25 protein-coding genes and 1 tRNA gene are annotated in these 26601 nt (G+C 30.4%); 14 read left to right on the top strand and 12 right to left on the bottom strand.

Annotation, left to right across the window (positions count from 1 at the left end; all coding sequences use genetic code 11):
• Positions 1 to 31: 31 nt before the first annotated feature.
• Entirely contained in the window at positions 32 to 679 is a 648-nt protein-coding gene (gene mfnE, locus F7B34_RS00475; RefSeq protein ID WP_292459435.1) for a [5-(aminomethyl)furan-3-yl]methyl phosphate kinase, read from the bottom strand.
• Between the two features lie 78 nt (positions 680 to 757).
• On the opposite strand from mfnE, the gene F7B34_RS00470 reads away from it, so the two are divergent.
• The 7 genes from F7B34_RS00470 to F7B34_RS00440 all read left to right on the top strand — a co-directional run bounded on the left by F7B34_RS00470 (position 758) and on the right by F7B34_RS00440 (position 5400).
• A tRNA-Trp gene (locus tag F7B34_RS00470) sits at positions 758 to 872 on the top strand.
• 133 nt (positions 873 to 1005) lie between these two features.
• Positions 1006 to 1224: a class III signal peptide-containing protein gene (locus F7B34_RS00465; protein WP_292459434.1), complete on the top strand. Its 219-nt coding sequence runs from the start codon at positions 1006 to 1008 to the stop codon at positions 1222 to 1224.
• Positions 1225 to 1263: 39 nt separating this feature from the next.
• A complete protein-coding gene (locus tag F7B34_RS00460; protein WP_292459432.1) occupies positions 1264 to 1482 on the top strand; it encodes a class III signal peptide-containing protein in 219 nt (72 codons plus the stop codon).
• 12 nt (positions 1483 to 1494) lie between these two features.
• Entirely contained in the window at positions 1495 to 3330 is a 1836-nt protein-coding gene (locus F7B34_RS00455; RefSeq protein WP_292459429.1) for a DUF6541 family protein, read from the top strand.
• A gap of 41 nt (positions 3331 to 3371) precedes the next feature.
• Complete coding sequence (gene comD / locus F7B34_RS00450) at positions 3372 to 3902, top strand: sulfopyruvate decarboxylase subunit alpha (RefSeq protein WP_292459427.1); 531 nt, start codon at positions 3372 to 3374, stop codon at positions 3900 to 3902.
• A 309-nt stretch (positions 3903 to 4211) separates the two neighbouring features.
• Positions 4212 to 5252, top strand: a complete 1041-nt coding sequence (locus tag F7B34_RS00445; RefSeq protein ID WP_292459426.1) for an ATP-binding protein — start codon at positions 4212 to 4214, stop codon at positions 5250 to 5252.
• 1 nt (position 5253) lies between these two features.
• Positions 5254 to 5400, top strand: coding sequence for a hypothetical protein (locus F7B34_RS00440; protein ID WP_292459424.1), 147 nt, complete (start codon positions 5254 to 5256; stop codon positions 5398 to 5400).
• Between the two features lie 46 nt (positions 5401 to 5446).
• On the opposite strand, the gene F7B34_RS00435 is transcribed toward F7B34_RS00440, so the two are convergent.
• The 3 genes from F7B34_RS00435 to fni all read right to left on the bottom strand — a co-directional run bounded on the left by F7B34_RS00435 (position 5447) and on the right by fni (position 9109).
• A complete protein-coding gene (locus tag F7B34_RS00435; RefSeq protein WP_292459422.1) occupies positions 5447 to 6406 on the bottom strand; it encodes a polyprenyl synthetase family protein in 960 nt (319 codons plus the stop codon).
• 134 nt (positions 6407 to 6540) lie between these two features.
• Positions 6541 to 7887 carry an RNase J family beta-CASP ribonuclease gene (locus F7B34_RS00430; RefSeq protein ID WP_292459420.1) on the bottom strand — a complete coding sequence of 449 codons (1347 nt, stop codon included), beginning with the start codon at positions 7885 to 7887 and terminating at the stop codon, positions 6541 to 6543.
• A 157-nt stretch (positions 7888 to 8044) separates the two neighbouring features.
• Complete coding sequence (fni, locus tag F7B34_RS00425) at positions 8045 to 9109, bottom strand: type 2 isopentenyl-diphosphate Delta-isomerase (protein WP_292459418.1); 1065 nt, start codon at positions 9107 to 9109, stop codon at positions 8045 to 8047.
• Positions 9110 to 9292: 183 nt separating this feature from the next.
• On the opposite strand from fni, the gene F7B34_RS00420 reads away from it, so the two are divergent.
• A complete protein-coding gene (locus F7B34_RS00420; RefSeq protein ID WP_292459416.1) occupies positions 9293 to 10126 on the top strand; it encodes a LysR family transcriptional regulator in 834 nt (277 codons plus the stop codon).
• A 5-nt stretch (positions 10127 to 10131) separates the two neighbouring features.
• On the opposite strand, the gene nikR is transcribed toward F7B34_RS00420, so the two are convergent.
• On the bottom strand, positions 10132 to 10557 hold the full coding sequence (gene nikR / locus F7B34_RS00415; protein ID WP_292459415.1) for a nickel-responsive transcriptional regulator NikR: 426 nt from the start codon (positions 10555 to 10557) through the stop codon (positions 10132 to 10134).
• Positions 10558 to 10783: 226 nt separating this feature from the next.
• Between nikR and F7B34_RS00410 the strand changes: the two genes are divergently transcribed.
• Positions 10784 to 11659, top strand: a complete 876-nt coding sequence (locus F7B34_RS00410) for a DUF2121 domain-containing protein (protein WP_292459413.1) — start codon at positions 10784 to 10786, stop codon at positions 11657 to 11659.
• Between the two features lie 38 nt (positions 11660 to 11697).
• Here F7B34_RS00410 and cobS read toward each other — a convergent pair whose 3' ends face one another.
• From cobS to ilvC, 7 genes are all read right to left on the bottom strand, one after another.
• Entirely contained in the window at positions 11698 to 12513 is an 816-nt protein-coding gene (gene cobS / locus F7B34_RS00405) for an adenosylcobinamide-GDP ribazoletransferase (RefSeq protein WP_292459412.1), read from the bottom strand.
• A gap of 10 nt (positions 12514 to 12523) precedes the next feature.
• Positions 12524 to 13204: a TIGR02253 family HAD-type hydrolase gene (locus F7B34_RS00400; protein ID WP_292459410.1), complete on the bottom strand. Its 681-nt coding sequence runs from the start codon at positions 13202 to 13204 to the stop codon at positions 12524 to 12526.
• A 47-nt stretch (positions 13205 to 13251) separates the two neighbouring features.
• Positions 13252 to 13533 (bottom strand): energy-converting hydrogenase B subunit P, encoded by a 282-nt coding sequence (locus F7B34_RS00395; protein ID WP_292459408.1) that lies wholly within the window; start codon positions 13531 to 13533, stop codon positions 13252 to 13254.
• Positions 13534 to 13633: 100 nt separating this feature from the next.
• Positions 13634 to 15163, bottom strand: a complete 1530-nt coding sequence (locus F7B34_RS00390; RefSeq protein ID WP_292459406.1) for a phosphoadenosine phosphosulfate reductase family protein — start codon at positions 15161 to 15163, stop codon at positions 13634 to 13636.
• A 49-nt stretch (positions 15164 to 15212) separates the two neighbouring features.
• Positions 15213 to 16079: a sulfite exporter TauE/SafE family protein gene (locus tag F7B34_RS00385; RefSeq protein WP_292459405.1), complete on the bottom strand. Its 867-nt coding sequence runs from the start codon at positions 16077 to 16079 to the stop codon at positions 15213 to 15215.
• Between the two features lie 30 nt (positions 16080 to 16109).
• Positions 16110 to 17498: a radical SAM/SPASM domain-containing protein gene (locus tag F7B34_RS00380; RefSeq protein WP_292459404.1), complete on the bottom strand. Its 1389-nt coding sequence runs from the start codon at positions 17496 to 17498 to the stop codon at positions 16110 to 16112.
• A 206-nt stretch (positions 17499 to 17704) separates the two neighbouring features.
• Entirely contained in the window at positions 17705 to 18697 is a 993-nt protein-coding gene (ilvC, locus tag F7B34_RS00375) for a ketol-acid reductoisomerase (protein WP_292459403.1), read from the bottom strand.
• 430 nt (positions 18698 to 19127) lie between these two features.
• On the opposite strand from ilvC, the gene cdhA reads away from it, so the two are divergent.
• The 5 genes from cdhA (at position 19128) to cdhC (ending at position 26511) form a co-directional block, all read left to right on the top strand.
• Positions 19128 to 21452: a CO dehydrogenase/acetyl-CoA synthase complex subunit alpha gene (gene cdhA / locus F7B34_RS00370; RefSeq protein WP_292459402.1), complete on the top strand. Its 2325-nt coding sequence runs from the start codon at positions 19128 to 19130 to the stop codon at positions 21450 to 21452.
• A 55-nt stretch (positions 21453 to 21507) separates the two neighbouring features.
• Positions 21508 to 21945, top strand: a complete 438-nt coding sequence (locus F7B34_RS00365) for a carbon monoxide dehydrogenase beta subunit family protein (protein WP_292459400.1) — start codon at positions 21508 to 21510, stop codon at positions 21943 to 21945.
• A gap of 19 nt (positions 21946 to 21964) precedes the next feature.
• Positions 21965 to 22420, top strand: a complete 456-nt coding sequence (locus F7B34_RS00360; protein WP_292459399.1) for a 4Fe-4S dicluster domain-containing protein — start codon at positions 21965 to 21967, stop codon at positions 22418 to 22420.
• Positions 22421 to 22615: 195 nt separating this feature from the next.
• Entirely contained in the window at positions 22616 to 24871 is a 2256-nt protein-coding gene (acsB, locus tag F7B34_RS00355) for an acetyl-CoA decarbonylase/synthase complex subunit alpha/beta (RefSeq protein WP_292459398.1), read from the top strand.
• A 227-nt stretch (positions 24872 to 25098) separates the two neighbouring features.
• Positions 25099 to 26511 carry a CO dehydrogenase/CO-methylating acetyl-CoA synthase complex subunit beta gene (gene cdhC, locus F7B34_RS00350; RefSeq protein WP_292459397.1) on the top strand — a complete coding sequence of 471 codons (1413 nt, stop codon included), beginning with the start codon at positions 25099 to 25101 and terminating at the stop codon, positions 26509 to 26511.
• The last annotated feature ends 90 nt before the right edge of the window (positions 26512 to 26601 follow it).

The following is a 26601-nucleotide window of genomic DNA, read 5'->3' as shown; positions in this document are numbered from 1 at the left end:
TCACCATTGTTTTTATAGGTTATTGTTCCAATTATTTTTTATCAATTGTAATTTTGGTATATATATCATTATTGTTTTTTAAAATATTTATTATTCTACTGGGATGTTTTCCATTGACCACGAAACATTCGATATTGTGTTTTAATAATAATTTTGGTAAATAACTATCAACCGATGTGAAACCTTTAATGGATTTTGCATTTATAGTATTTAATAGTTTTCCTTCTGGATAGTTATCATATATACCATCTACATCAGTAGCTATTATAACACTATTTAAATTCAAAAGTCTAGCAATATAAGCCGCTATTGAGTCTGAGGTAATATTCCACGAATGTGGGAGCTCATCAGTTGATAATACAATTTTTGAAGGAAGTAATATAACAATATTATCATCTTCCAATATCTTTTTTGCCTCGTATAAATTATCCGCTGTTTTTATATTGGAAATTTCGGAGAAATAAATACCCGTCAAATCCATGGACATGGTGGCAAGTTTATGTGAGCTCCTGTTGCTTAAACCGCCTTTTTCATTTAAATCCCTAACAACATTGGCAAATGCTCCACCGCCAGGAACTATAATTATTTTATTTTCTTCACTATTGCTAAAAATTTTTAATTCACTTAAAAGGGGTTTTGCAAAATATGTTAAACTTCCACCTACTTTTATCAGATGCATGGTATCAATTCCGAAAAGTATATATATTACTTTCTAATTTGTATATTTATCGCATTGTAGTTATATTATTTATATTTTGGGGATATGGTGTAGTCTGGCCTATCATCGGGGACTCCAAGTGCCTATATGGACCTGGACTAAATCCCGATGCAGGAGAAATCCCTGGACCTGGGTTCAAATCCCAGTATCCCCACTTATTTTTTTTAATGATTATTTTGTAAGTTTTATCTTTATTTTTTATTATTTAATAATATAATGGGTTTAAACCATAAGTTTTAAATAATAAAAAATAGCCATTATTAACTGTAAATATAAAAGGTGGTGCAATGAAATTGTTAAAAAAATTAACTTCTAAAAAAGGGCAGGTTTCAATGGAAATTGGAATATTAGTTGCTGCTGCTGTTGCTGTTGCTGCTATTGCGGCATACTACTATGCAACGAATGTTAAAAATAGTGCATCCAAAGCAGGAGGAGCAGCAAATACAACCGTTGGTGCTATGGGAAATGCTTCTCAAAACTATGCAAATAAACTTAGTAAGATATAATCACTTTAATTTTATTTTTTTTATTTTTTGGTGTTTTTTATGTTAATTAAAAAACTTTTTTCTAAAAAAGGGCAGGTTTCAATGGAAATTGGAATATTAATATTTGCTTCTATTTTAGTATCGACTATTGCATCCTATTATTATATATCAAATTATTTAAACACTCATCCTGAGAATATTGGAAAAACTGCAAATAGAACTATAAACGCATTAAATAATGTTTCTACAAAGTATAGTAATAGTTTAACGCATGTTTAATATTGGGAAAGTATGGATATATTTTATTTTTTAATTTTGTTGATATTAATTTATCTTATAAATCCACAGAATAATGAGGAAAAAGTATTAACAACGCCATTTTTAACAGTTTCCTATGTGGTAGTTTTATCCTACATACTATCTATTTTAAATATTCCGTTATATAAATATTTATATATTGCTCCATTGTTAGTGTTATTATTAATACACTTAAAAAATAAAAAACTCAATTTTAAATTTATTAAATTAAAAAAATCTTATGCAATTCTTGCTATAATAACCATATATGCTGTTTTTATTGGATATATTTTATTTCCACAAAATCCTGCAAATACAACAGACACTCAATTTCATTCTTATAAATCAAAGGAAATACTCGAGGAAAAGACAATATTTTATAAAACCAGTGAAGTTCCCTATAAATTTTATGTAAATTATCCATCTGGTTTTCATTCTATGATATATTTGTTATCATCATCAGTAAGTGATATATTAAATTCAATTCAATTTATGAAATTTTATATACTGGTTCTCTTTGTTTTAGGTTATTATTTAGTTGGTGAAGGTATAAAAAAAGGGTTAGGAATATGGATTGCTATGTTTTTTCCATTGACAAATGTTGTTTATAGAATTGTTGGAACATTGCTTCCAAATACTCTTGGATATGCATTGATGCTTATAAACATATTTTTTATATTAAAATATAGAATAACAAAGGATAATAAATACCTGTTTTTATTATTCTTCGTTACATTATCTTTGGTATATATTCATACATTTCCATTGATAATATTAACATTATTCTTAACATCCGTATCTATTTACGATTTATATTCAAAACATTATAAAGATATTATAAAATATTGGAGCTCCTATATTTTATCCATATTTTTGGCTGTTTTGTTGATATATCCAAAGATAGCTAAAAGCGTTGTAGCATATGGAAAATCTACAAATTTTTCTCCTGAACCTATTTTAACAATAATCCATAATATATTGGCAGGATTGGGAATATTTTACATATATATTTGGACAAATTCCTCAAAAACTGGTATTTTAGATAATAGCAATACATTTATAATTTCACTTGTATTTACCTTTTTATTAATTGTTGGATTGTATAATTTAAACAGGATTAAATACATTAATTTAAATAAATACCAATTAAATAACGGAGCTCCGTTTATTATATTATTGCTTTTGTTGATATTAAATATTATAAATATAAAATTTATACATATATATATTCCATTTTTCAGTAACCAATACGATAGTGCAAGAATGGCAATGCATATCCAAATAATTATGCCAATATTTTACGGTTCAGGATTGTATGCCATATATAGGTTAATAAAGAAAAAAAGAAAATATAATTTTTTAAAGCCAATGTTTATAATTTTTGTATTGATATTTTCATTACATACATCCTATACAAATTATACCATATTATCAAATTATCAAAAAAATACATATATAATTCATCAAAACGATTTAAAAATCTTTGAATATATGAACAAATATGATATAACAAATCAAACGATACTAAATTTCGGTGAAGATGCGGGGCAGTTTTTACCCATATATGCAAAAAATAGGCCCGTATTTAGCTATTATAATTTTTCCTCTGGTCATGATAAATTAAGGAACAATATATCATTGAATGACATTACAACAGCCATTGATAATAAAAATTATACTTTTATAGTGGAGTTATGTAAAAATGAAAATATAAAATACATATATATTTCTGAATACTTAGGAAAATACGACGGCGGATTCTTTAACAATAGCAAATATTTTAAAATAATATATAGAGTAGGGAATGCAAAATTAATAAAAATAAAATAAAAACAAGAGAGATATATTTAAGTAAAATTAAGAGGCAAACTATGAAAGCAAGTAAAGCTGTATATGATGCAATAAGAGAATCTAAAATAGATTTTGTTGTCGGAGTTCCATGTGCAAATTTGAAAAATCTTATAAATTTAATTAACGACAATAAAAATAATAGCCAAATTACATATATTCCTGCCACAAGGGAGGAAGAAGCCATCGGAATATGTGCCGGAGCTCACTTGGCTGGAAGAAAAACCTGCCTATTAATGCAAAATTCAGGACTTGGAAACTCAATTAATGCAATAGGTTCCCTATGTAAGGTATATCAAATACCAATGTTAATAATCATAAGTCATAGGGGAGAATTAAAAGAAAAAATACCTGCCCAAATTCCAATGGGTAGATGGACTAAAAATTTACTTGAAACCGCTGAAATTCCATACTACTGTCCAAAAACACCAGAAGAAGCATATAAAATAATAATTCATGCATCCGAATATTCTGAAACAATGGGGTATCCCGTCGCAATATTGTTAGATGCTTTGTATTGGGAGCATGACATATATAATAACCTGTCCCCTTAATAATCTTTAAAAATTTCGTATTTATCGATAGGTTGAGTTTTTTATAGTTTTCAAGATATTTTAACAAAATTTAACTTCTTTAAACATGGTATCCCCTATATTATCCATATGACCACATATTTTGGTATGGAAACATCCTTATCTAACATCGATAGTATCTTTTGAGAACCTCGTCTTTATTGGAGCTCCTTAAATATATCAGTAGATAGGAATATTTCATAGTTTTTCTTCTTGACCGTAATAGAAGGTTTCAGGCAAAATAATAAAAAGGACATATAGAAAATATAAAACCATTATTGGTGATAAATTATGAAATTCTACAACAGAGAAAAGGAACTAAACTATCTAAAAACCTACTGCCAATTAGAGCCTAATTCCATATTATTCGTCTATGGTCCAAAATCATCGGGGAAATCAACAGTTATGTTAAAAGTTATAGAAGAACTAAATAAAGGAGACGATATCATATTTTTCTATTACGATTTAAGAAGATATGCAACTCCTACAAATGAGGAATTTTTAGAGATATTTTTTGAAAAGTCAGATAAAAAATATCTATCAAATAAATTTGAATTTAACTTAAAAGTCTTTAAATTTGGGATAGAAGAAAATTTTGATTTTAATAACATAAAGTTAAATAATGTATTTGATAAAATTTATGAAGGTATTGAGGCTGTTGTTAAAGAAGGTAAAAAACCAGTTCTAATAATTGATGAACTACAAAAGTTAAAAAATATTTACTTCAATCATGGAGAGAAGGAAGGAAAATCTCTACTAAATGAATTATTCAATCTATTTGTTCATTTAACAAAAGTTAGACATCTCTGTCATGTTATCTGTTTAACCTCTGATACTTTATTTATTGAGGAGATTTATAGCAATTCCACATTGGAAAATACTTCTAAGTATTATTTAATTGATTGGTTAAGAAAAGGATGTGTAAGAGATATTTTAAAAAAAGAAGGATTTACAAATGAAGAAATAAATTATGCCATAAATTACATTTCCCTACCTTATGAAATAGTTGATTTAATTGAAAATAAAAAATTAGGATTATCTGTGGAGGAGACAATAAAACAATGGATAAATATTGAAAAGGATAAAATAAAGTATCTAATGGATACAACTGAACTGGATGAGGGAGAAATATATAATATATTATCTAAATTCAAAGATAAAATAAACATTAACTACTATACAGAGGTTAAAAAGGAAGAGATGAAGTATATGCAGTTTTTAATAAAAAATGAAATCCTATTCTATGATGTAATAAACGGCATAATTAAACCTACTTCTGTCAAAAAATGGAATGCTATTAAGGAATTAATCAATATCTATAAAAATAAATAAAATGGCATTATTAACAGTCTTACAGTATCTCCATTTTTGCCACAAGGGGGAAGAAGCCATTGGAATATGTGCCGAGCATATAATACACCCCATAGCAATATTGTTATATGCTTTGTATTGGGAGAATGACATATATAATAACCACTAAAAAAATAAAAAATGCAATATAAAACCAGTGAAAGGCCATAAAAAACTTAATAAATCCTATCCATTATAAAATCAGCAATGGCTTCCAATCTTTTTCTTTTTTCGGCATCAAATATTTTTAAATAAGCCTTAGCCTCTTCTGTGGCATTCTTCATAATATTTTTTGCATAATCTATGGAATCACTCAATATCTCTATTGCCTCTTTAATCTCTTCATCTGTGGCATTGCTATTTCCAAGAACTTTTAATAGTTTTTCCTTTTTCTCACTTGGGAGATTTTTAAGAGCATGTATTATGATAACAGTTTTTTTACCCTCTTTTATATCGCTTCCCACAGGCTTTCCTATCTTTTTATTATCCCCTACTAAATCTAAAATATCATCCTGTATTTGGAATGTCATACCTATTCTTTTAGCATATTCACACAAGGCATTTTTTTCCTCTTCTGTGCATTCTGCCATTATTGCACCAATTTCAACAGGTGCCACGATTAAAGCCCCAGTTTTCTTTGAAATCATTTCAAAGTAGTCATCTAAACTTATATCATCCCTATCCTCAAATTCCATATCCATTGCCTGACCTTCACATACCTCTACGCAGGATTTTGACAGTACCTTTAAAACCTCATGGGCTTTTTTTGGGTCTTCAATATTTGATATTGCTTCAAAGGCTTTTGCATAGAGTAAATCACCAGCAAGAATAGCTATTGGTTCTCCATATTCAACATGCACAGTTGGTTTTCCCCTTCTCTCATCGTCGTTATCCATTATGTCATCATGGATAAGGGTATAATTATGAATTAATTCTACGGCAGCAGCAGGAGGTAATATCTCATCAAGATTGTCTTTTTTCAACATGTATGTTAAAGTTGCTAAATAGGGTCTTATTCTTTTACCGCCAGCAAGTAAAAGATGTTTCGAGGCATCATATAGTATATCCTCTTTTTCAACATGTTTTTTTAATTCTTCCTCTATTTTTGACAGTAAATCTTTATCGAATATTTCCATGATTCCACCAAAAGAAGTAAAGTATAATAAAATTATAATAATTTAAATAATAAATTATAATGATTATAGTTAATAATTAATGTTCTTCTTTTTAAGTTTTTTGTTTTTATTATGATTTTTATTTAATTTATATTTTAAATAATTCTTTCAAATTTCAAACTCTGCCCATTTCTTAGAAGATGCACATCCTCTCCAAGCCTGTATCCTTCTTCCTCTGCAAGCTTTGCATAGGTTGCCGTGAGATTGAAATCTCCATGAGAAGGTATTAAATGTTCAGGATTTAACCATCTTATCATGTCTCTGTGGTCTTCCTTAGCAGCGTGCCCTGAAACATGAGCTCCTTTGAACAACCTTACACCCATCAATCTCAAACGAGCCTCTAACATATACCTCTGTGCCGCATTCATTGGGTTTGGTATTACATCTGCTGAAAATACCACCTGGTCATGCCTTTCAAATCTAAAAGGAGTTTTATTTGTTGCCATTCTTGATAAAACTGCTCCCTCTTCCCCTTGGTGTCCGGTAACCACAAGCATGTAATTTTCCTTCCCTTCTTTCATTATTTGATGGAGTATCCTATCAACAGACGATGGGTCTCCTGCTATTTTTGTATTCTTCGGGAATTCTACAAGACCTATATCCTCTGCTATTCCACAATATTTAGCCATAGACCTTCCTATCAATACGGGTATTCTGCCCATTCTCTCGGCAATATCTGTAATAGATTTTATCCTTGCAATATGGGATGAGAAAGTCGTAACTACAACACCGTTATTTTCATTATCGGTTCCCAACAAATCATTTTTCAAAAAATTTGCCGCCACACCCTCTGATGGAGTTTTTCCTTCAAAATCTACCCTGGTGCTTTCGGAAATCATACAGATTACGCCTTTCTTTCCAACTTTTTTTATTGCCCTGTAATCTGGTTTCTCACCCACAATGGGTATGTTATCAAATTTAAAATCATTTCCATAAACTATTGCACCATATGGCGTATGAAGAACTGGAAGAACAGCATCTGGAATACTGTGTGTTATTTTTATAAATTCCAATGATAGATTTGGAGTTAAATCCATTGTTTCTTTTGCATTTAATGTTATCAGTGGATTTCTTACATCGAATTTTTTTTCACTCAATATCTCTCTTTTTACGAGTTCTAATGTATATGGTGTTCCGATAATAGGAGCATTATATCTATGAGCAAGCTTTGTAATGGCTCCTATGTGGTCAAGGTGTCCATGAGAAACCACGATTGCTTTAACTTCCCCTTCTATATTCTTCATTACGGTATCATCTGGAATTACGCCCATTTCAATTAAATTCAAGCTGTGCATTTTTGAAACATCGCTGTCTTCATGTATCATGACCCTGTCAAGTCTCAATCCCATATCAAATATTATTATTTCTCCATCTACATTAACAGCGGTCATGTTTCTTCCAACTTCTTCGTATCCTCCAATAGCTACTACTTCTAACTGCAAAATATCACTTCCTTTTACTTTTTTTGTTTTTTATTTTTCACTTAAAATGATGAATAATAATAAATGCCAATGACAATAAATAATAAATGTAAATATAATAATCTAATAAAATTGCAAATAATAAATAAAATGATAAACGATAATAAAGATATAATTATCACTTACTAATCCATTCTTTTAACTCATTTTTTATAATATACCGAGATTTTTTTAAATCACCTATATTATCGCAGCCCATCAAAAACATGACAGTTTTCAATTCTTTTATCATTTTTTCAAGAACCTTTATCACTTCATCGGAACTCCTTAATGCTGCCCTTAATATAGGCAGTGCCAAACCGCAACAATCGGCACCTATCACTAACGATTTTGCAATATCTATTCCAGACCTTATACCTCCCGTGCCAATTACTGTGCCATCAAAAACACTTCTAACCTCCAATATAGATGCCGCCGTTGGAATCCCCCACTCTAAAAATTGTTCTGAGAAATTTTTAAAATTCTCATCTTTTATTCTATAATATTCAACAGATGCCCACGATGTGCCTCCACTTCCTCCCACATCGATTGCATCAAACCCAAGATTCTTTAAAATCACTGCATCTTCTTTTGAGAATCCTTCTCCAACCTGCTTTGCTATAAATGGGATATTTTTATATTCTGCCTTATAATTTGACATAATATTCTTTAATATATCTATTCCCTTAAAATTAACATCCCCTTCTGGCTGGATTGCCTCTTGAAGTGGGTTAAAATGGATTGCCATGGCATCGGCATCTATCATATTCACTGATTTATCAATTATTTCTTCGTCCCAATTATCCTCTATAAAATTAACTGCTCCAAGATTGCCAATAACTAAGGATGAGGTATAATCCCTCACAACTGAATATGTATCTATCAAACTACTGTTTAATAATCCTGCTCTTTGAGAGCCTACGCCCATCCCTAAGTTAAGTTCTTCCACTGCCTCTGCTATATTTTTGTTAATTTCCTTTGCCTTGGAATGACCACCAGTTATTGCAGCTACAATCAATGGAGCATCTAATTTTTTCCCAAAAAGTTCAATTGATGTATCAATGTCGTTTAAATCACAGTTTGATGTTCCTCTGTGAATTAATTCAACATCATCAAGAAGTGTTCCTTTTTTATATTCAACATCACAGTAATTGCACACCAAAAGGTGTTCAAGTTTCCGAAATTCTATACTATTGTTATTCATTAAACCACCTGATATATAAGATTACCTATTATGATATTATATATATTAATCTATAAATTTAAATAGAATATTTAAATAATAAAAATAATTCCTTTTAGTTTAAACTAAATAATAAAAAATACCTAATAGTATATAAAATTTTTAAAAATTTTAAAAATTAATGGTATTAAATAAGGTAGTAATATGACAAACCTAACTACAACACTTAATATAAAATATGATGGCAAATCCATAACTGAAAATCAAATAAAAATACTTAAACTAATTTCTGAAAAAAAATCTCAAAATAAGGTTGCAAAAATATTGAATATTCCTCCATCTTCTATAAATATCCAAATAAAGAGGCTTGAAAAAAAACTTGGTGTAAAACTTATTTATTCTTCAACATCTGGCACAATCTTAACAGAACCTGCCCAAAATATAGTTAAATATTACGAATCGGTGCAAAAAAGAGTATCTAAACATCCATTTATTGCCTGTGGATTTATAAGTGGAGAATTGGGAAAAATACTATTTGATGACATATTAATATCATCATTTGATAATATTCTAAAACTTCATGAGATGGATTTAACGAGCATTGTTGGCATAGATGACCCCTATTGGAGTTTCAGGCTTGGAGAGCCCATACCAATAGCCTATGACCATTTTATTATAGTATATAAAGAAAATTTTAATGTAAAAAATCTCATAGGAATAAGATATTCCCCCCAGAGGATTGTTTGGAATATATTGAAAAATCAAAATATCGATTTCAAAATAACAAAAGTCGTTAAAAACCCATTTTATGCTATTGATTTAATTGAAGATGGATATAGTCTATTTTTAAATGAAAGTTTTGCTAAATACATAAAAAAGAATTATATTGTTAAAAAACCTTATTTTTATGAAAAAACAAAACATACTTTAAATTTCATAGCGTCAAATAAAGAACATGAAAAACTAATTAATCGTGTTGTTAATAAAAAGAAAAAAGAAATAGAAAACAGAGGATTTAAAATTATCGAGTGTTTTTAATTTCCTTATTCTGGAATATTTCCCCCTGGAACCATGACAGTTAATTTAACCTGTTTTACACCTTTTTGAGAAGTTAATTTATCGGTTAAGTCCCTTATTTTCTTAGCATCCCCTTTAACAAGAATTACCTCCATACAGTGGTCGTGGTCTAAATGCATATGAAGAGTAGCTACTATTAAATCAGTATAGGCATGTTGTATTTCAGTTAATTTTTCCATTAAATCAGATACATGGTGGTCATAAATTATAGTAATAGTCCCAGCTCTTTCTCCTTCTAAACTATGTATCCATTTGTGTTTTATAATATAATCCCTTATAGCATCCCTGATTGCTTCACTTCTGCTTGCATATCCTCTATCAGCAATTATTTCATCAAATTCTCCCAACAATTTAGTAGGCAAAGATATGCTTATTCTATCCATATCTACCATATTATCTACCCCAATTTTTTATATATTATATTTTTTTATTTTTTAATCATCTATTGTTTTATTATTTCTATATTTTTAATATTTAATAATATCTTTTTATAAGTATTTAAATATTGTATAATACAACAGTTTAACAAAAATCTATATATATTATTAATTATAATTTAATATTAAGATATAATTTATAAATATTAAAATTAATTTTAATAAAATTTAAGGTGATTTCATGAGTATTGTAATAGGATATTGTGGAAATAATGGGGCAATAATTGCAGGGGATAGAAGAAATATAATATTTAGGGGAAATCCTAAAAAAAGAGCTGAACTCGAAAAAGACCTATATTCTGGAAAAATTAGAAATGAAGAAGAGTTAAAAAATAGAGCTGAGGAATTAGGTGTTAAAGTGTTTATAGAAGATAAACAAACAAAAGTAAGAAAAATAGGAGATGTCCTTGTTGGTGAAGTAAAATCCTTAGGAGCAGATTCTAAAAGAAGAAGGATGTATTTAACTAATGGAACTTATGCAATTATAGAAATACTAAACGATAAAATTATAAATAAAAGCATCAACAACAAAAGTGGAATTATTATCTTTGGAAATAAATATTTGAAAGATATCGTTCAAAGGGAATTAAAGGAGTGTATGAATAATTTTGGAAGAATGAATATCGAAGATGTAATGAATAGTATTAAAAATATATTGAAAAAATGCGATGGTCCAACTTTATCAAAGGAGCTCGACATAATACATACCAACATAAAAGCCTTTGATTTCGAAAAAATTATTGAAAAAGATTTAAATGATTTAAAAGAATATAGAAATGAATTAAAACAAAAGATGGTAGATTTTAAAAAAGTAATGACCATAGCAGATAAAATAGAGCATAACGGGGAAGTTGGAGTTATTAAAAATGGAAAACTTGTTTTAGATGGGAACCATGTGGCAATAGACAAGGTATGCCCTAATCCAAACCTTTTTAACGAAATAGAGGTGGAAGGGGATGTTGAAGATGGGGATATTGTAGTAATAGAAAATGGAAGCTTAAAAATAAAAGGGAAAGATACTCCAATTAGTACAAAATATACTATATGTAAAAAATAATAAAAAAATAGAAAATATATATTTTTTATTTTTTTTATTTATAGACTATTAAGATGATTGGAACATAAAAAAGATATGAGAATTATAAAAGTTAAAGCCCTTGTTAATTCATTAGAAGCTCCTAAAACATCACCAGTAACATAGTTTAAACTTTTATTTGAATTCCATGCAATAAAGGTACCAACAAATATTGCAAATGTTGAACATAACACCCCTATTTTTGGAATATTAAATATGAATGATAGTATTATCAACAATAGATATCCTATAAATAACTGATACTCATCGGTGTTTTTAACAAAATATTTACCAGTACCCTCTTTTGAAGGAATTCCACAACATGCACATGCTAAAAGCCCCAATCTTGAACAGGCTTCAACTAAAATAATAAATTTTACAAATAGTAAAAAATCTAAATATGTTATTTCATATAGATACCCTATTGACGCCACAGAGATGAGCTCTGTAAAAAATATAAACACAAATGCACCGACGCCCATATACTTATCCTTCATTACACCCAACTTTTTTCTTGCACTCCCCATCACCATCCAGGCATCCCCATAATCCCCCAATCCATCAACGTGATGAAATCCTTGAATATATAACATAATAAACAATACAAGAGCTCCTACAACAATGTTGGATTTAATTCCTAAATAATAAAATGGATACGATGCAATTGACCCAATAAATCCTATGAACATGCCTATGAATATAATAAACACAAAATATTTTGACATCTCTTCGAAACCACTTTTAAAATTCCCCATAGGTATTCGAGTCATAAATGCAGTTAATCCCCTTATGGCATCTATTGCACTGTTTATTTTAATTAATACATCTTTGAACATAATCCCACGATTAGCCTTTTAAGTTTTTTACAATACCTACTACTTCCAGCAAATTATTCACTTCATAGGCACATTCACCGCCCTCTACATCCTTGTATTTGCCTTTTAAGATTCTAATAGCACACATTCCAACTTTATTGGCGGGAATTATGTCCCTATCTACTCTATCTCCAACATATACCGCTTCATCTGGATTTAGGCCCATCTTTTTAATGCCGTATTCGAAGAATTCTATATTAGGCTTCCCAAGTCCAAATTCTTCTGATGTCACTACTTCATCAAAAAAATCCACTATACCCAGCCGTATAAGTTTTTCCCATTGCTTTATTGTAATACCATCGGTAATTACTCCCAATTTTAATCCCATTTTTTTTAGTGCTATAAGTGTCTTTATAGTATCTGGATAAGGTCTTAGAAGGGCAAATTTAACATTGTGGTAGGTAATTATCCCCATAGTTATTATCTTTGGCTCGTAATGTCCCATAATTGCCTTTACCAAATCATCAAAATGGCGGTTATAGTTTGAACCCTTCTGTTTTATTATTCTTTGAAGGATATTATATGCCTCTTCCTCTGTGGCATTTAATCCTGCATCTATCATCATTTTTATTGCCTCTCTCCGAGCTCTATCTGCAAAGCTCGAAGAGTCGTAGAGTGTGTCATCTAAATCAAATAACACTCCTTTTATCATAAAATCCACCATAAAATTATAAGTCGTATATATATTTATTATATTAATTAAGCCCTTTTTACTCTCTCTTGAACCATTTTATACATTCCCACAAAATCGTCTTCAACACTTACAGGAACAACGATTAAACCAAGATTCTTATGCCTCTCCACCCATTCATCATCATAGGCAGGCACATCTATCTTTATAGGTTCATCCGTTGGATTACCCACAATTACATTTCTGTATGGAAATGGTTTTGCCTCATCCTCACCATAAGGCGCTACTGTTTCCCTTATGTATCCTCCAAGAGCCATTGTAAGTTTTGGAAGTAAAACCATCTTTGGCATTTTATCAACTCCTTTGACTAATTTATTTTAATTATATCTTTTTAGATAATATTTATATGTTATTAGTTAATGTTTTAATTAAATTTGATTATATTTAAATTTAATTTTTAATCTTCTTCTTTCCGTATTTCCATCTCCAACCGCTTCTTACCCATTCATCATCTAAATTATTTCTTTTTGCATAATCTATTAAGAAATCTTCCCATCTTTTCCAGAGCTCAGGATATAATTTTTTAATTAATTCAATTTCTCCGAGCTCCATGGCAGGACACATGTAGCATCCGACCCTATCAAAACATTTTTCATATAACTTATTATATGGTGCATTGTTTTTAAATAGATAAATCCAAACATGCATGGCAGACCAATTTAATATTGGAGCGGAAAGCATTTGTTTTTCAATATAGGGGCTTTTCCAAATTCTAGGCTTTTTTGAACGGTTCATAGACTCGTATTTCCTTAAACCTACAAATGTTAAACAGCCATTTGGATACCTATTGTTTATTATTTTTTCAAGAGGCTTCATTTTACATACTTCACTACACCATCTGTAATCCCTTCCAGGAGGTCCGTATTCTTCAAGTTTTTCCCAAAAATCATTTGATTCTGCTTTAATTATATTTATATTATACCTCTCTTCAACATCAGATATGTTTTTTAAAGTTTCCGGAAACTCTAAATTTGTATCTGTAAATAAGACATCAAAATCTATATCTTCATTTTCAAATGCTTTCAATGCAAGTAAAAGCACTACAAGGCTATCTTTACCTCCCGAATATGCAACAACTGGCGGTTTGTTTGTCCTTTCTTTTATTGTATTTCTCATAAATCCTACTGAATTGCTTTCAAATTTACTTATTGCATTTTCATTTGCTTCAATCATTTTATTTATTGATTCTTCAAAATTCCCAGTTTCTTTTAAATAATTTGCCTCTTTCGGTGTTTCGGCATGTCTGACCTTTGCCACCATGCCTTTTTCTGAATTAATTATTTCGTTGTAGTTCGTTCTAGCCCTTCCAACACCCAAAACATTTATATCTTTGAGATTTATATTTTTTTCATGTTTATATTTTTCATAATCTTCACCCCTTTCTTCATTTTCATTCCCAACTAAAATAATTACATCGTCATTTTTTTCTATATCCTCTGATGCATATAGAACTCCCGGTCTTAGAACTGATGCATGTTTTTTTAGGATAAATGGAACAACATCTTCCTTTATAACAATTATTTTTTTATTACCTCCTGCATTTATTATCCTCCGAGCTCCTTCAACAGAGGGTATAATTGACCATCTGTTTTTTTCTTCATTTTTTTCACTTTCTTCATCATACTTCAAAATCCCAAAAACTACTCCATCAATTATTATCTCCTTCATATAGTCATTTCCGGGAATTTTATTTATGAGAACTATTTTATTTTTAAAAATATCTTCCTCAACTCCAAACTGATTTTTTAATATATTATTAATCATAACAATATCTTCTTTAAATGCCGGTCTCGCATCAGCAGGAGGGGTTAATTTCACATCAAATGTATCGTTTTCACATATCCCGCATTTTTTATCAAGAACTGGAACATTGCAGTCTTTACACCATTTTAAATGAATTTTTCCGAGTATTGTTTTCATGAGCTCACCAATAAAATAATATAAATATTTTTTTAAATTATTTATTTATTTAATTTAGCAAAACCATTTTTATGCCAATAATCATTAATATAATAGATAGTATCCATTTTAAATGTTCTGATTTTGTTTTTTCACCAATTATTACACCGTATTTGGAGGATATCATGGCAATAGGTGCCATAATTAATCCCGTAAGAATTGAAACATAACCTATATTATATAAAGTTGGATTAAAGGGTGAAGAACTTATTAAATACCCTATTAAACCAGACAATGAAATAATCATCATCATTCCAATTGAAGTTCCAATTGCATATCGTATTGGAAATTTTAAAAAAATGTTTAGAAATGGTACAATTACAATCCCACCACCAACTCCAAAAACAGAAGATATAAAACCTGTTAAAAATCCTATTAAACCCACCTTTTTATAATCAATAGTATGACAGATATTATCCACATAATAATTCTTTTCTCTTATTTTTGATTTGACATTGTTACTATCATCTTTTTTATTTCTATATTTTATATTATTATATATTATATTTAATGAAATTAACATTAAAAACAGTCCAAACAATATTTTATAAATATTTCCATTTAAATATTCTACCACTAATTTAACGCCAACAATTGAACCTATTATTCCACACAATCCCAATGTAAAAGAACATTTCCATATTATATTTTTGAACATATTGTGCCTATAAACCCCTGAAATAGATGTCAAAAAAATTACGAATAAACTTGTTCCTACTGCTGTTTTTACAGAAATATTTAGAGGAATACCTAAATAAGTATATAGGTAGATTAACACTGGCACCATTATAAATCCTCCACCAATACCCAATAAACCAGCTATAAAACCAATAAATGCCCCTAAAAATAAAAGCAATATTATGATTATTAAACTCATTATATTACCTCAATATATAAAAAAATAAAATTACTTTTTTACCAATATACAGCCAGGATCTCTTTCCATATAATCTTTATAATATGAATATGCCCGAGCCCTACATCCACCACATACATATTTGTAATTACATTTCCCACAAAATTTTAACTTATCCCTATCCCTTAAATCATTTAATATTTTATTTTCTCTCCAAAATTTTAAAAAATCATTTTCATCTTTAAATTCTTTAATATTTCCCAATTTTAATGGAAAAAATACACAAGGTTGAATATCTCCATTTGCCCTTAAACTTAAATAAAATCTACCACAACCACAACCCCCTATGAAATTTGCAAGCGTTTTTAATTTATCATTTTCATCCAAATCTACATTTGCAAAATGCGATGCCAAATAACATTTATTATGTTGAAGGGCAATTCTTGAATAGTATGGGGCTGTTGATAAAAAGGCAGGTTTTTTACTACCTCTACTTTGAAGATGTTCCCAAAGTATATTCAATAGATGTTCCCTTTCTTCTGGGGATATATCTATATCATAGCTACCAGCACCAACAGGAATGTAATTATAAAGCATAAACTGATCTACCCCAAGTTCCTCAGCCAACCCCATAACTCCCATAACATCTTTAAAGTTTAATTTTGTTGCAGTCATTGCTATTGCACAGATGATGCCACTATCCACCACATTTTTTATTCCTTCCACTGTTTTATCAAAAATTCCCTCTATTCCCCTAAATTTTTCATGAGATTCTTTTAATCCATCTAAACTTATCTGAATAAAATCTACACCATGCTCTTTTAATCTTTTAACTTTTTCTTTGGTTAAAAGAGTACCATTTGTTGCAATAGATACTTGCATTTCATATTCCTTTGCTTTATCAATTAATTCAAATAAATCCTTTCTCATTAATGGCTCGCCACCTGAAAATGCCAATGCCACAACTCCAGCCCTAGCTAATATATCAATTACATGTTTTGCCTCTTCTGTATTTAACTCATCTATTAACGGCTTTCCAGCATTTGCATAACAGTGCTTACATCTGAGATTACATTTATAGGTAATATCCCAAACTACTAAAAATGGAGCTCCAGATACAAATGGTCTTCTTACACCAAAATACAATAAACCCCTAATTACACTTATCAATCCTTTTTTGAAATATGTATCTTTGAATTGTTCTTTAGCCTTTTCGTTAAGTTCGTTTCCAGCAAATGTACCTACTCCTTTTTCCAATATATTTTTTAAAAGGTTATATTCCAAAGAGTCGATATTGTAATCATTTATATAGGCATCTATATAGTTTTCAATAATCAATTTTCCATTTTTATCTTTTTTAAAAAGGCGTCGTAATCTATATTTGGTTAAGGGGTTTAATATCATCTTTGAAAATGCGATTACCATATTTTCAGTGTTCATATTATCACCATATATAAAGAACTAATATAAAATTTTAAAATTATATTATATTTAAAACTTCCGATACATTGATTAATTTTAATATATTTTAGGTAAATTTAAATATATAAATATAGTAGCATAAGATAATATTAATTATCATAAAAAATTATAAAATAGATAAAAGAGAAATAAATAAAATTATATGTAATTCAATAAAAAATAAATTATTCGTCTTTTTCCAATCCGCACATTTTTCTTAATTTCTTACCGGTTGTTTCAAGTAAGTGTTCTTTTTCCAATCTTCTCATAGCATTTAAGTGAGGTTTGCCACTCATGTTTTCCAATGCCCACTCTCTTGCAAATCTTCCATCCTGTATTTCCTTTAAGATTTCTCTCATTGCTTTTCTTGATTCTTCGTTTATTACTCTTTCTCTTCTGCTTAATCCACCGTATTCAGCAGTGTTAGAGACATCGTGCCACATCCCAGCAAGTCCTTTTTGATATATCAAATCAACGATTAATTTTAACTCGTTGCATGTTTCAAAGTATGCCATTTCTGGGGCATACCCTGCTTCAACAAGTGTATCGAATCCTGCCTTTATAAGTTCTGTTACTCCACCACATAATACTGCCTGTTCTCCAAAGAGGTCTGTTTCTGTTTCTTCCCTGAATGTTGTTTTAATTACTCCTGCTCTTGTTAAACCTGCTGCCTTAGCCATTCCAAGAGCTATATCCAATGCATCTCCTGTTTCGTCCTTTTCAACACATACCAAACCTGGAACACCGAAACCTTCTTCGTATGTTTTTCTAACCATAGCACCAGGTGATTTTGGAGCAACCATAATTACATTTACTCCTTTTGGTGGAACAATGTATCCGTAGTGTATATTGTATCCGTGTGAGAATCCAAGTGTTTTTCCTTCTGTTAAGTATGGTTTTATCTGTTTTTCATAAACTTCTGCCTGAACTTCATCAGGTATGAGTATGTGTATTATGTCTGCCTTTTCTGCGGCTTCCTCTATTGTCATTACAGTATGTCCATCTGCTTTTGCCTTTTCCCACGAAGCTCCGTTTGGTCTTAAACCTACTATAACATTTAAACCGCTATCCTTCATGTTTAATGACTGAGCTCTACCTTGGCTACCGTATCCTATTACAGCTATTGTTTTATCCTTTACAGCGTCAAGATTTGTATCTTCATCATAATATACTTTCATTTTTTTCACCTCAAAATTTGTTATAGTTTATTGTTTTTAAATATATATTGTTTTTTATTTTCTATTATTACTTTATTATTTTTATTCTTAACATTATATTTAACATTATTTTAGTTTTTTATTTTATTTATTGTTATGGATTTTATATTAAATACACATTAATTGTCTTTATTAAAATTAAAATATTTACAAAATATGTATAATATCGATAAAAGCTATGAAAATTAATATTAATGGCAATTATAACATAAATAATATTCAATATCTTTTAAGTAATTTACAACATGATGATTCTCTAATTTGTGGTAATACTATTTTTTTACAAAATAATAAAAAGGTATATATATCTTATTTATATTTAAATTATAATGATTAATAATGATAATTAAATCATCATGTAATATTAAATAATTATTATTTTGGTGGAATCATGAAAGTTGAAGGAGACATAAAAAAAATAGTATCACCCCTACTTAAATCCAAAAACTTAAAAATAACAGGTAGTATAAAAATAGGAGATTATGAAGAGCCCAGCGAAGAATGGGAGTCTATAGGTCCGACACCTAAGCCAAAAATAACCGATTTGAGAAAATGGGATTTCAAACTTTTAAAAAGATATCCTCCCTTTTATATGCCAATCTGTGATATGTGCTGTCTATGTACCTTTGGAAAGTGTGATTTAAGCAGGGGGAAAAAGGGAGCTTGTGGTATAAATATAAAAGCTCAGCAATCAAGAATAGTATTGATAGCATGTTGTATAGGGGCTGCCTGCCATGCTGGACATAGCAGACATGTATTGCATACATTGATAGAAAGATTTGGAAAAGATTATCCAATAGATTTAGGAAATAGTATAGATGTAGAGGCCCCAATTACAAGAACAGTTATGGGAATAAAACCAAAAACTCTTGGAGATTTAGAAAAGGTGCTGGATTACTGTGAAGAGCAAATTACCCATTTGCTCTCAGCTACACACACAGGCCAGGAGGGTAGTTATTTAGATTTCGAAAGTAAAGCCCTGCATGCTGGAATGATAGATGATTTAGCACGAGAAGTTGGGGATATTGCTCAGATTGTTGGATTTAACATGCCAAAAGGAGATGCAAATGCTCCATTAATAGAGATGGGACTTAAATGCGTTGATAAAAACAAATCCGTAATATTGTGTATAGGGCATAATGTTGTTCCAGGTGCTGAGATTATGAATTATATTGAGGATAATAACTTGGAAGAAGAAATAGAGGTATGCGGGATATGTTGTACTGCAATAGATGTAAGCAGGTACAATGACAGGGCAAAAGTAATAGGCCCTCTTTCAAGACAGCTGATGTTTATTAGAAGTGGTGTAGCAGATGTTGTAGTGGTGGATGAGCAGTGCATAAGAACAGATGTTCTTGAAGAGGTTCTCAAAACTGGTGCTGTTCTAATAGCCACAAATGAAAAGATGTGCTTAGGATTGGAAGATTTATCCCATTTAAGTGAAGATGAGATAATAACTAAAATATTGCGAGATAGGGCTGGATTGATACTTGATGAACATAAAGTTGGAAAAGTAGCCACAGAGCTCGCAAAAATTATTTCAAAAGAAAGGAAGCATACAAAAGATAAATGTCTGCCTACATTAGAAGAAGTTAGAGCTCTTGCAAATAAATGTACAGAATGTGGATGGTGCGATAGAGTATGTCCAAACTCCTTCGAGGTAATGGACGTTATGATAGGGGCAAAAGAAGGGAATTTTGATAAATTCAAAGAACTATATAAAAAATGTTATGGTTGTGGAAGATGTGAATGCGAATGTGAAAGAAAACTTCCAATTGTATCCATGACTACAAAGGTTGGAGATTACTTCTTTAAGGATTTGGACTTTAAAATAAGGGCGGGTAGAGGACCCATCCAAGATGTTGAAATAAGAAATGTAGGGGCTCCAATTGTATTTGGAGACATTCCTGGAATCGTTGCACTAGTGGGGTGCGCTAATCATCCAAACGGTGAAGAAGAAGTTGCAATGATTGCTAAGGAATTCTTAGAGAGAAAATATATAGTGGTAACCACAGGATGTGCTGCAATGGCAATAGGTATGTGGAAAGATAAAGATGGAAAAACATTATACGATAAATATCCAGGAGAATTCAAAGCAGGAGGTCTTGTAAATTGTGGAAGTTGTTTGAGTAATTGCCACATTACAGGAGCTGCCATAAAAGTAGCCAATATATTTGCCAGACTTCCATTAAGGGGAAACTATGAAGAAGTTGCAGACTATATATTAAATAAAGTCGGAGCTGTTGGTGTAGCATGGGGTGCTATGTCCCAAAAAGCTGCTTCAATTGCAACAGGGGCAAATAGATGGGGAGTCCCTGTAATAGTTGGACCACATTCAACAAAATACAGAAGAATGTATTTAAGTGATGGAAATGATTTTGAAGTATTTGATAAATCCTGTAAAGAAGTTGTGAAAATTGGTCCAGTGCCAGAACATTTAATAACTCCTGCTGAAAATATGAAAGAATGCATATGTATGATACCAAAATTATGTATGAGGGCCTCCGATGGACCAAAAGGTAGAGGTATGAAGATATATCATTATGTAAGTGTTTATGAAAAGTATTTTGGTTGCATGCCTCCTGATTTAGAAAAATTTGTTAGAACAGAATCTGATATACCATTTATGATGAAAGACAAAATAAAAGAGTATTTAAAAGAAAAAAACTGGAAACCAAGAGAAAAATTACCAAAAGACCCAACATTAATTTATTAAATTTTTTATTATAAAAATTAATACTATAAAATTTATTACTAAAACTGGTGAAAACATGCTTGGAAAAACTACTCCTTATCAACCAACTGCTGGGTCAAATTTAAACCATGCTGAGATTGTTAGCACAAAAATAGCAGTAAGCATGATTAAACGAAGCAAACATCCAATATTGATATTAGGTTCATATGGGGAAGGACTTGAATATTTAGAAAAGCTCAACATAGAAAAAATATACACCCCAAGAGATATGAATTTATTGGATGCCATAAAAAAGATTTCAAATGAAAAAAAACATGATTTAGTGATATTCTCAGGCATAACATATTACTATCTTGCTCAGGCTATAACCCACCTAAAACATTTTTCAGATATTACCTCATTGACTATCGATAATATGTATCATCCAAATGCAAAATATTCTTTTCCAAATATGGAAAAAAAAGAACATTTAGAAGCAATAAAAAGACTTGTAATGCTTGTTAACAATCCCTAATATTTATCTGGTGGTAATAATGAACCCAAAACTAATAGTTCTCGACCCCTCAAAATGTACCAAATGTAATGATTGTATTAATAAATGCAAGGAAATTCATGGTGTAAGTAGAGTTAAAAAAGCTGGAGATATTCCAATATTCTGCATGCAATGTGAAAATGCACCGTGCATGAACATTTGTCCAGTAAATGCAATTTATTTAAAAGAAAATATACCTATTGTAAATAAAGAAAGATGTATAGGTTGTGGAATGTGTGAAATTGCCTGTCCCATTGGAGCTATATTTATAGAGGAGAAAATAGCCCATAAATGCACTTTATGTTTGGATACAGATAGAATCACCCCTGCATGTGTAGAGGCGTGTAAAGATAATGCCTTAAAATTAATATGTGATGAATGTCTCGATATAATTAAGGACGATAAAAGAAAAAAATTGATAAAAATAATATCAGATGAATGGAGGGAAGAAGTTTAAATTAATTTAATATTTATTCTTAATATATTATATTATTATATTTTTTTATTAAATATTCTCATTATTTTGTTTAATTTATTAAACAACTATTTATATAATTTTTTTATATAATTTTTTAGGATTTTTAAATAACTATTCGATTTTATATTATATCTTCAAATAATTTTCATATATTTTATATAAATTGGTGAAATGATGGTAGTTGAAAATATAATATCTGGCGGAAAGGTAGTGTTGAATATAACTAAGAAACTTTTAGCAGATAAGGAAAATAGAAATGTTGGATACCCCTCAACAAATTATAATCTCCCAATAATATACGGTTTATTAGGCAAAAAAATTGAGAATATTGAACAGTTGAGAGAATTAATTAATTCTCTTGAAATTAGTGAAGAACCCACATTGGATAATGCCCTTAATGTAGGGGTTAAAACATTACTATGTGCTGAGGCTATTGAGGGATTAAAATATGCAGAAAATGAAAATCCATATGGAGCTCCCTATGTGGGATTTATTCCAGATGAGGTTTTAAGAGAGTTAGGGGTTCCACTTGTTGAAGGAAAAATTCCAGCAATACTTGTAGTTATCGGTAAAGTAGGTAATATGGAAAAACTAAAAAAATTAATCGAAGATATTAAAAAAAGGAATATATTGGGGTTATTTATTGGAGATATTGTTAAAGAAATGGAAGAGGCTGGAATAGAATTTGGATTAGATAAACTCCTTGTTCCAGTAGGCGACAGTATTACATCTGCAATACATGCTGCAAACCTTGCAATAAGAGCTCCGCTTATATACGGCGGTATTGAACCTGGTAAAACCGAAGAAATTATTGAATATATTACAAACAGAGTTCCTGCCATTGTAGTTGCATTAGGTCCTGTTGATGACATTACACTTGCCGCAGGTGCAGGATGCATAAAAGCAGGAGTTCCAGTAATTACAAATAACCCTGTGCCTGAAATAAAAGGCGCATTGGAGAGCTCCGATATAGAAAATATTGTAGAAAATGCTTTGAAGATGAAAGGAATCGAGGTTAAAGTTGCAGAATTTGATGTGCCTGTTTCAGTGGGTCCAATGAACGAAGGGGAAAGAGTTAGGGGTCCAGATATGCAGGTAGAATTGGCAGGTCCAAAATCCTACGGTTGTGAAATTGTTCTTGTCAATGAAAATGCAGGGGATGGCGTTGAAATCATTGGGAAGGATATTGATGAAATAGAAGCAGGTAGCAGAATACCAGTTGCAATAGTGGTTGAAGTAAGTGGGGAAGGGCTTGAAGAAGACATCGAAGGAGTTTTAGAAAGAAGAGTGCATGAATTTTTAAACTACATTGAAGGAGTTATGCATTTAAACCAGAGAGACCAAGTTTGGATTAGAATCAATAAAGATGCTTATAACAAGGGATTAAGATTGAAACATATTGGAGAGGTTGTAAGAACCTTATTTAAGGAGCATTTTCCAATAATTAAAAACTGCAATGTGAAAATTATTACTAAACCTGAAAAGGTTAAGGAAATTATCAAAATGGCGCAGGCTAGGTATAAAGAAAGAGATGCAAGAGCCCGGGAGTTAAGTGAAGAGGATGTCGATACATTTTACGGTTGTATCATGTGTCAGAGTTTTGCACCTACCCATGTATGTATAATTACACCAGATAGACCATCACTTTGCGGTAGTATTAGCTACTTTGATGCAAGAGCTGCGGCTAAAATAGACCCAGAGGGTCCAATATTTGAAGTCCCAAAAGGAGAATGTTTAGATGAAAAACTTGGAATATACGAGGGAGTTAATAATATTGTCCAAGAGAAATCTGGAGGGGCTATTAAAGAATTTGCACTTCATAGTGCTATGGAAAAACCATGCACATCCTGTGGTTGTTTTGAGGCTATTGTATTTTATATTCCAGAAGTTGATGGATTTGGTATAGTTCATAGACACTTTAAGGGTGAAACTCCATACGGTCTTTCATTCTCAGCACTTGCTGGTCAATGTAGTGGTGGAAAACAGGTTGAAGGATTTGTTGGGATTGCCATAGAATATATGAGGTCTCCAAAATTCTTAAAAGGAGATGGGGGATGGAATAGAGTAGTTTGGCTTCCTAAGGAATTAAAAGAGAAGGTTAATGATGCAATTCCAGAAGAATTGAAAGATAAAATAGCAACAGAAAATGATGTTTCAAATACTGAAGAGCTCACAAAATTCCTAAAGGATAAAAAACATCCTGTAATGGAAAAAATTGGAGAAGGTAATACAGCAGTTGAAGATATGAAGAAGGAAGAAAAACCTGTTGATACATCAGTTGAATCTGAAATAACTATACCTACAATGAACTTACCATCTGGATTTGGAGGGCTTCCTTTAAATGTAAAAATAATATTGAAAAATGTTGTAATAAAAGCAGAAGAGTTAATAATCACAAGAGAAGACCTTAAAAATAAATCTAAAAAATGAAATATAGAATATTAATTAATTTTTAACATTAATTCTATTTTAAATATTAATTTATTTATTTAATTTTATATATTAATCTGCTCTTTTAGTCTATTTATTTAGTTTATTCAATGAGATAATACAATTTTAAATTTTTTTCACAATAAGGTATATATACCTATTATTAAAATATATGAATTATAATGATTAATAATGATAATTTTAGCATTATTAACAATGGTGAAAAAATGGCCGAAAATATTGAAATTCCTGTTTCAGTAGGACCAATGAACGAAGGGGAGAGAGTCAGAGGACCTGATATGCAGGTAGAATTGGCGGGCCCCAAATCCTATGGTTTTGAATTGGTCAAGGTTGTAGATAAGGCTTCCGATGAAATTAGTATTGTAGGAAAAGATCTTGACGGTATGGAAGAAGGTAGTAGAACACCATTCGCAGTAATAGTAAATGTTGGTGGAGAATCCTTAGAGGAAGATTTAGAGGGAGTTTTAGAAAGGAGAATCCATGAAATATTTAACTATATAGAAGGTGTTATGCACTTAAACCAAAGAGATAGTGTTTGGATTAGAATCAGTAAAGATACCTATAGTAAAGGATTGAGATTAAAACATATAGGTAAAGTAATTCAGGATATATATAAAGCAGAATTTCCATTCATCAAACATGTTGATGTCAAATTAATAACTGAACCAGATATAGTTAAGGAAGAATTGGAAAAAGCAAGAAAAATATATACGGATAGAGACGAAAAAACAAAAAACTTACATGAAGAGGATGTCGATACATTTTACGGTTGTATCATGTGTCAGAGTTTTGCACCTACCCATGTATGTGTAATTACTCCTGACAAGCCTGCATTGTGTGGTGGAATAAACTATTTCGATGCAAGAGCTGCGGCTAAAATAGACCCAGAGGGTCCAATATTTGAAGTCCCAAAAGGAGAATGTTTAGATGAAAAACTTGGAATATACGAGGGAGTTAATAATATTGTCCAAGAGAAATCTGGAGGGGCTATTAAAGAATTTGCACTCCATAGTGTTATGGATATACCTTCTACATCCTGTGGTTGTTTTGAGGCAATTACATTTTATATTCCAGAGGTTGATGGATTTGGAATAGTTGATAGGAGCTATAAGGGAGAAACCCCCATTGGAGTTCCATTCTCAGCACTTGCTGGTCAATGTAGTGGTGGAAAACAGGTTGAGGGATTCTGTGGTATGAGTATAGCTTATATGAAATCTCCAAAATTCTTCCAAGCAGATGGAGGTTGGAATAGAGTAGTTTGGCTTCCTAAGGAATTAAAAGAGAAGGTTAATGATGCAATTCCAGAAGAATTGAAAGATAAAATAGCAACAGAAGAAGATATATCAAATATAACTGAATTGCAGGAATTCTTAAAAAATAAAAACCATCCTGTTGTTGAAAACTGGGGAAGTATGGAAGAAGAAGTTGGAATGGATGAAGAAGAAGTTGAAGGGGAAGAATCATACGATGAAGAAAATGAAATATCTGTTTCCACTATGAGCTTACATTCTGGGTTTGGTGGTCTGCCATCAAATGTAAAAATAATATTAAAAAATGCCACCATTAAAGCGGAAAAAATAATAATTATGAAGGAAACTGAAAAACCTAAGAAAAAATAAATAATATTTATCTTCCTCTTTTTTTTATCTCTCTTTTTTTCTTTTTTTTAAAATTTTAAATACCATAGTATTTCATGATACTACTTATTG

It is taken from the genome of Methanothermococcus sp. (assembly GCF_015523155.1).
GTDB lineage: Archaea > AGJL01 > Methanococci > Methanococcales > Methanococcaceae > Methanofervidicoccus.
This window is presented reverse-complemented; position numbering and strand designations above follow the sequence as displayed.

What these genes read in the sequence shown, in the direction of transcription:
- mfnE (WP_292459435.1), bottom strand. Translation starts at nt 679, where the DNA reads ATGCATCTGATAAAAGTAGGTGGAAGTTTAACATATTTTGCAAAACCC.
- F7B34_RS00445 (WP_292459426.1), top strand. Translation starts at nt 4,212, where the DNA reads ATGAAATTCTACAACAGAGAAAAGGAACTAAACTATCTAAAAACCTAC.
- F7B34_RS00440 (WP_292459424.1), top strand. Translation starts at nt 5,254, where the DNA reads ATGGCATTATTAACAGTCTTACAGTATCTCCATTTTTGCCACAAGGGG.
- F7B34_RS00465 (WP_292459434.1), top strand. Translation starts at nt 1,006, where the DNA reads ATGAAATTGTTAAAAAAATTAACTTCTAAAAAAGGGCAGGTTTCAATG.
- fni (WP_292459418.1), bottom strand. Translation starts at nt 9,109, where the DNA reads ATGAATAACAATAGTATAGAATTTCGGAAACTTGAACACCTTTTGGTG.
- acsB (WP_292459398.1), top strand. Translation starts at nt 22,616, where the DNA reads ATGGTAGTTGAAAATATAATATCTGGCGGAAAGGTAGTGTTGAATATA.
- F7B34_RS00400 (WP_292459410.1), bottom strand. Translation starts at nt 13,204, where the DNA reads ATGATAAAAGGAGTGTTATTTGATTTAGATGACACACTCTACGACTCT.
- F7B34_RS00395 (WP_292459408.1), bottom strand. Translation starts at nt 13,533, where the DNA reads ATGCCAAAGATGGTTTTACTTCCAAAACTTACAATGGCTCTTGGAGGA.
- cdhC (WP_292459397.1), top strand. Translation starts at nt 25,099, where the DNA reads ATGGCCGAAAATATTGAAATTCCTGTTTCAGTAGGACCAATGAACGAA.
- F7B34_RS00390 (WP_292459406.1), bottom strand. Translation starts at nt 15,163, where the DNA reads ATGAAAACAATACTCGGAAAAATTCATTTAAAATGGTGTAAAGACTGC.
- cdhA (WP_292459402.1), top strand. Translation starts at nt 19,128, where the DNA reads ATGAAAGTTGAAGGAGACATAAAAAAAATAGTATCACCCCTACTTAAA.
- cobS (WP_292459412.1), bottom strand. Translation starts at nt 12,513, where the DNA reads ATGTTCAAAGATGTATTAATTAAAATAAACAGTGCAATAGATGCCATA.
- F7B34_RS00365 (WP_292459400.1), top strand. Translation starts at nt 21,508, where the DNA reads ATGCTTGGAAAAACTACTCCTTATCAACCAACTGCTGGGTCAAATTTA.
- comD (WP_292459427.1), top strand. Translation starts at nt 3,372, where the DNA reads ATGAAAGCAAGTAAAGCTGTATATGATGCAATAAGAGAATCTAAAATA.
- F7B34_RS00385 (WP_292459405.1), bottom strand. Translation starts at nt 16,079, where the DNA reads ATGAGTTTAATAATCATAATATTGCTTTTATTTTTAGGGGCATTTATT.
- F7B34_RS00460 (WP_292459432.1), top strand. Translation starts at nt 1,264, where the DNA reads ATGTTAATTAAAAAACTTTTTTCTAAAAAAGGGCAGGTTTCAATGGAA.
- F7B34_RS00410 (WP_292459413.1), top strand. Translation starts at nt 10,784, where the DNA reads ATGAGTATTGTAATAGGATATTGTGGAAATAATGGGGCAATAATTGCA.
- F7B34_RS00380 (WP_292459404.1), bottom strand. Translation starts at nt 17,498, where the DNA reads ATGAACACTGAAAATATGGTAATCGCATTTTCAAAGATGATATTAAAC.
- F7B34_RS00420 (WP_292459416.1), top strand. Translation starts at nt 9,293, where the DNA reads ATGACAAACCTAACTACAACACTTAATATAAAATATGATGGCAAATCC.
- ilvC (WP_292459403.1), bottom strand. Translation starts at nt 18,697, where the DNA reads ATGAAAGTATATTATGATGAAGATACAAATCTTGACGCTGTAAAGGAT.
- nikR (WP_292459415.1), bottom strand. Translation starts at nt 10,557, where the DNA reads ATGGTAGATATGGATAGAATAAGCATATCTTTGCCTACTAAATTGTTG.
- F7B34_RS00360 (WP_292459399.1), top strand. Translation starts at nt 21,965, where the DNA reads ATGAACCCAAAACTAATAGTTCTCGACCCCTCAAAATGTACCAAATGT.
- F7B34_RS00455 (WP_292459429.1), top strand. Translation starts at nt 1,495, where the DNA reads ATGGATATATTTTATTTTTTAATTTTGTTGATATTAATTTATCTTATA.
- F7B34_RS00435 (WP_292459422.1), bottom strand. Translation starts at nt 6,406, where the DNA reads ATGGAAATATTCGATAAAGATTTACTGTCAAAAATAGAGGAAGAATTA.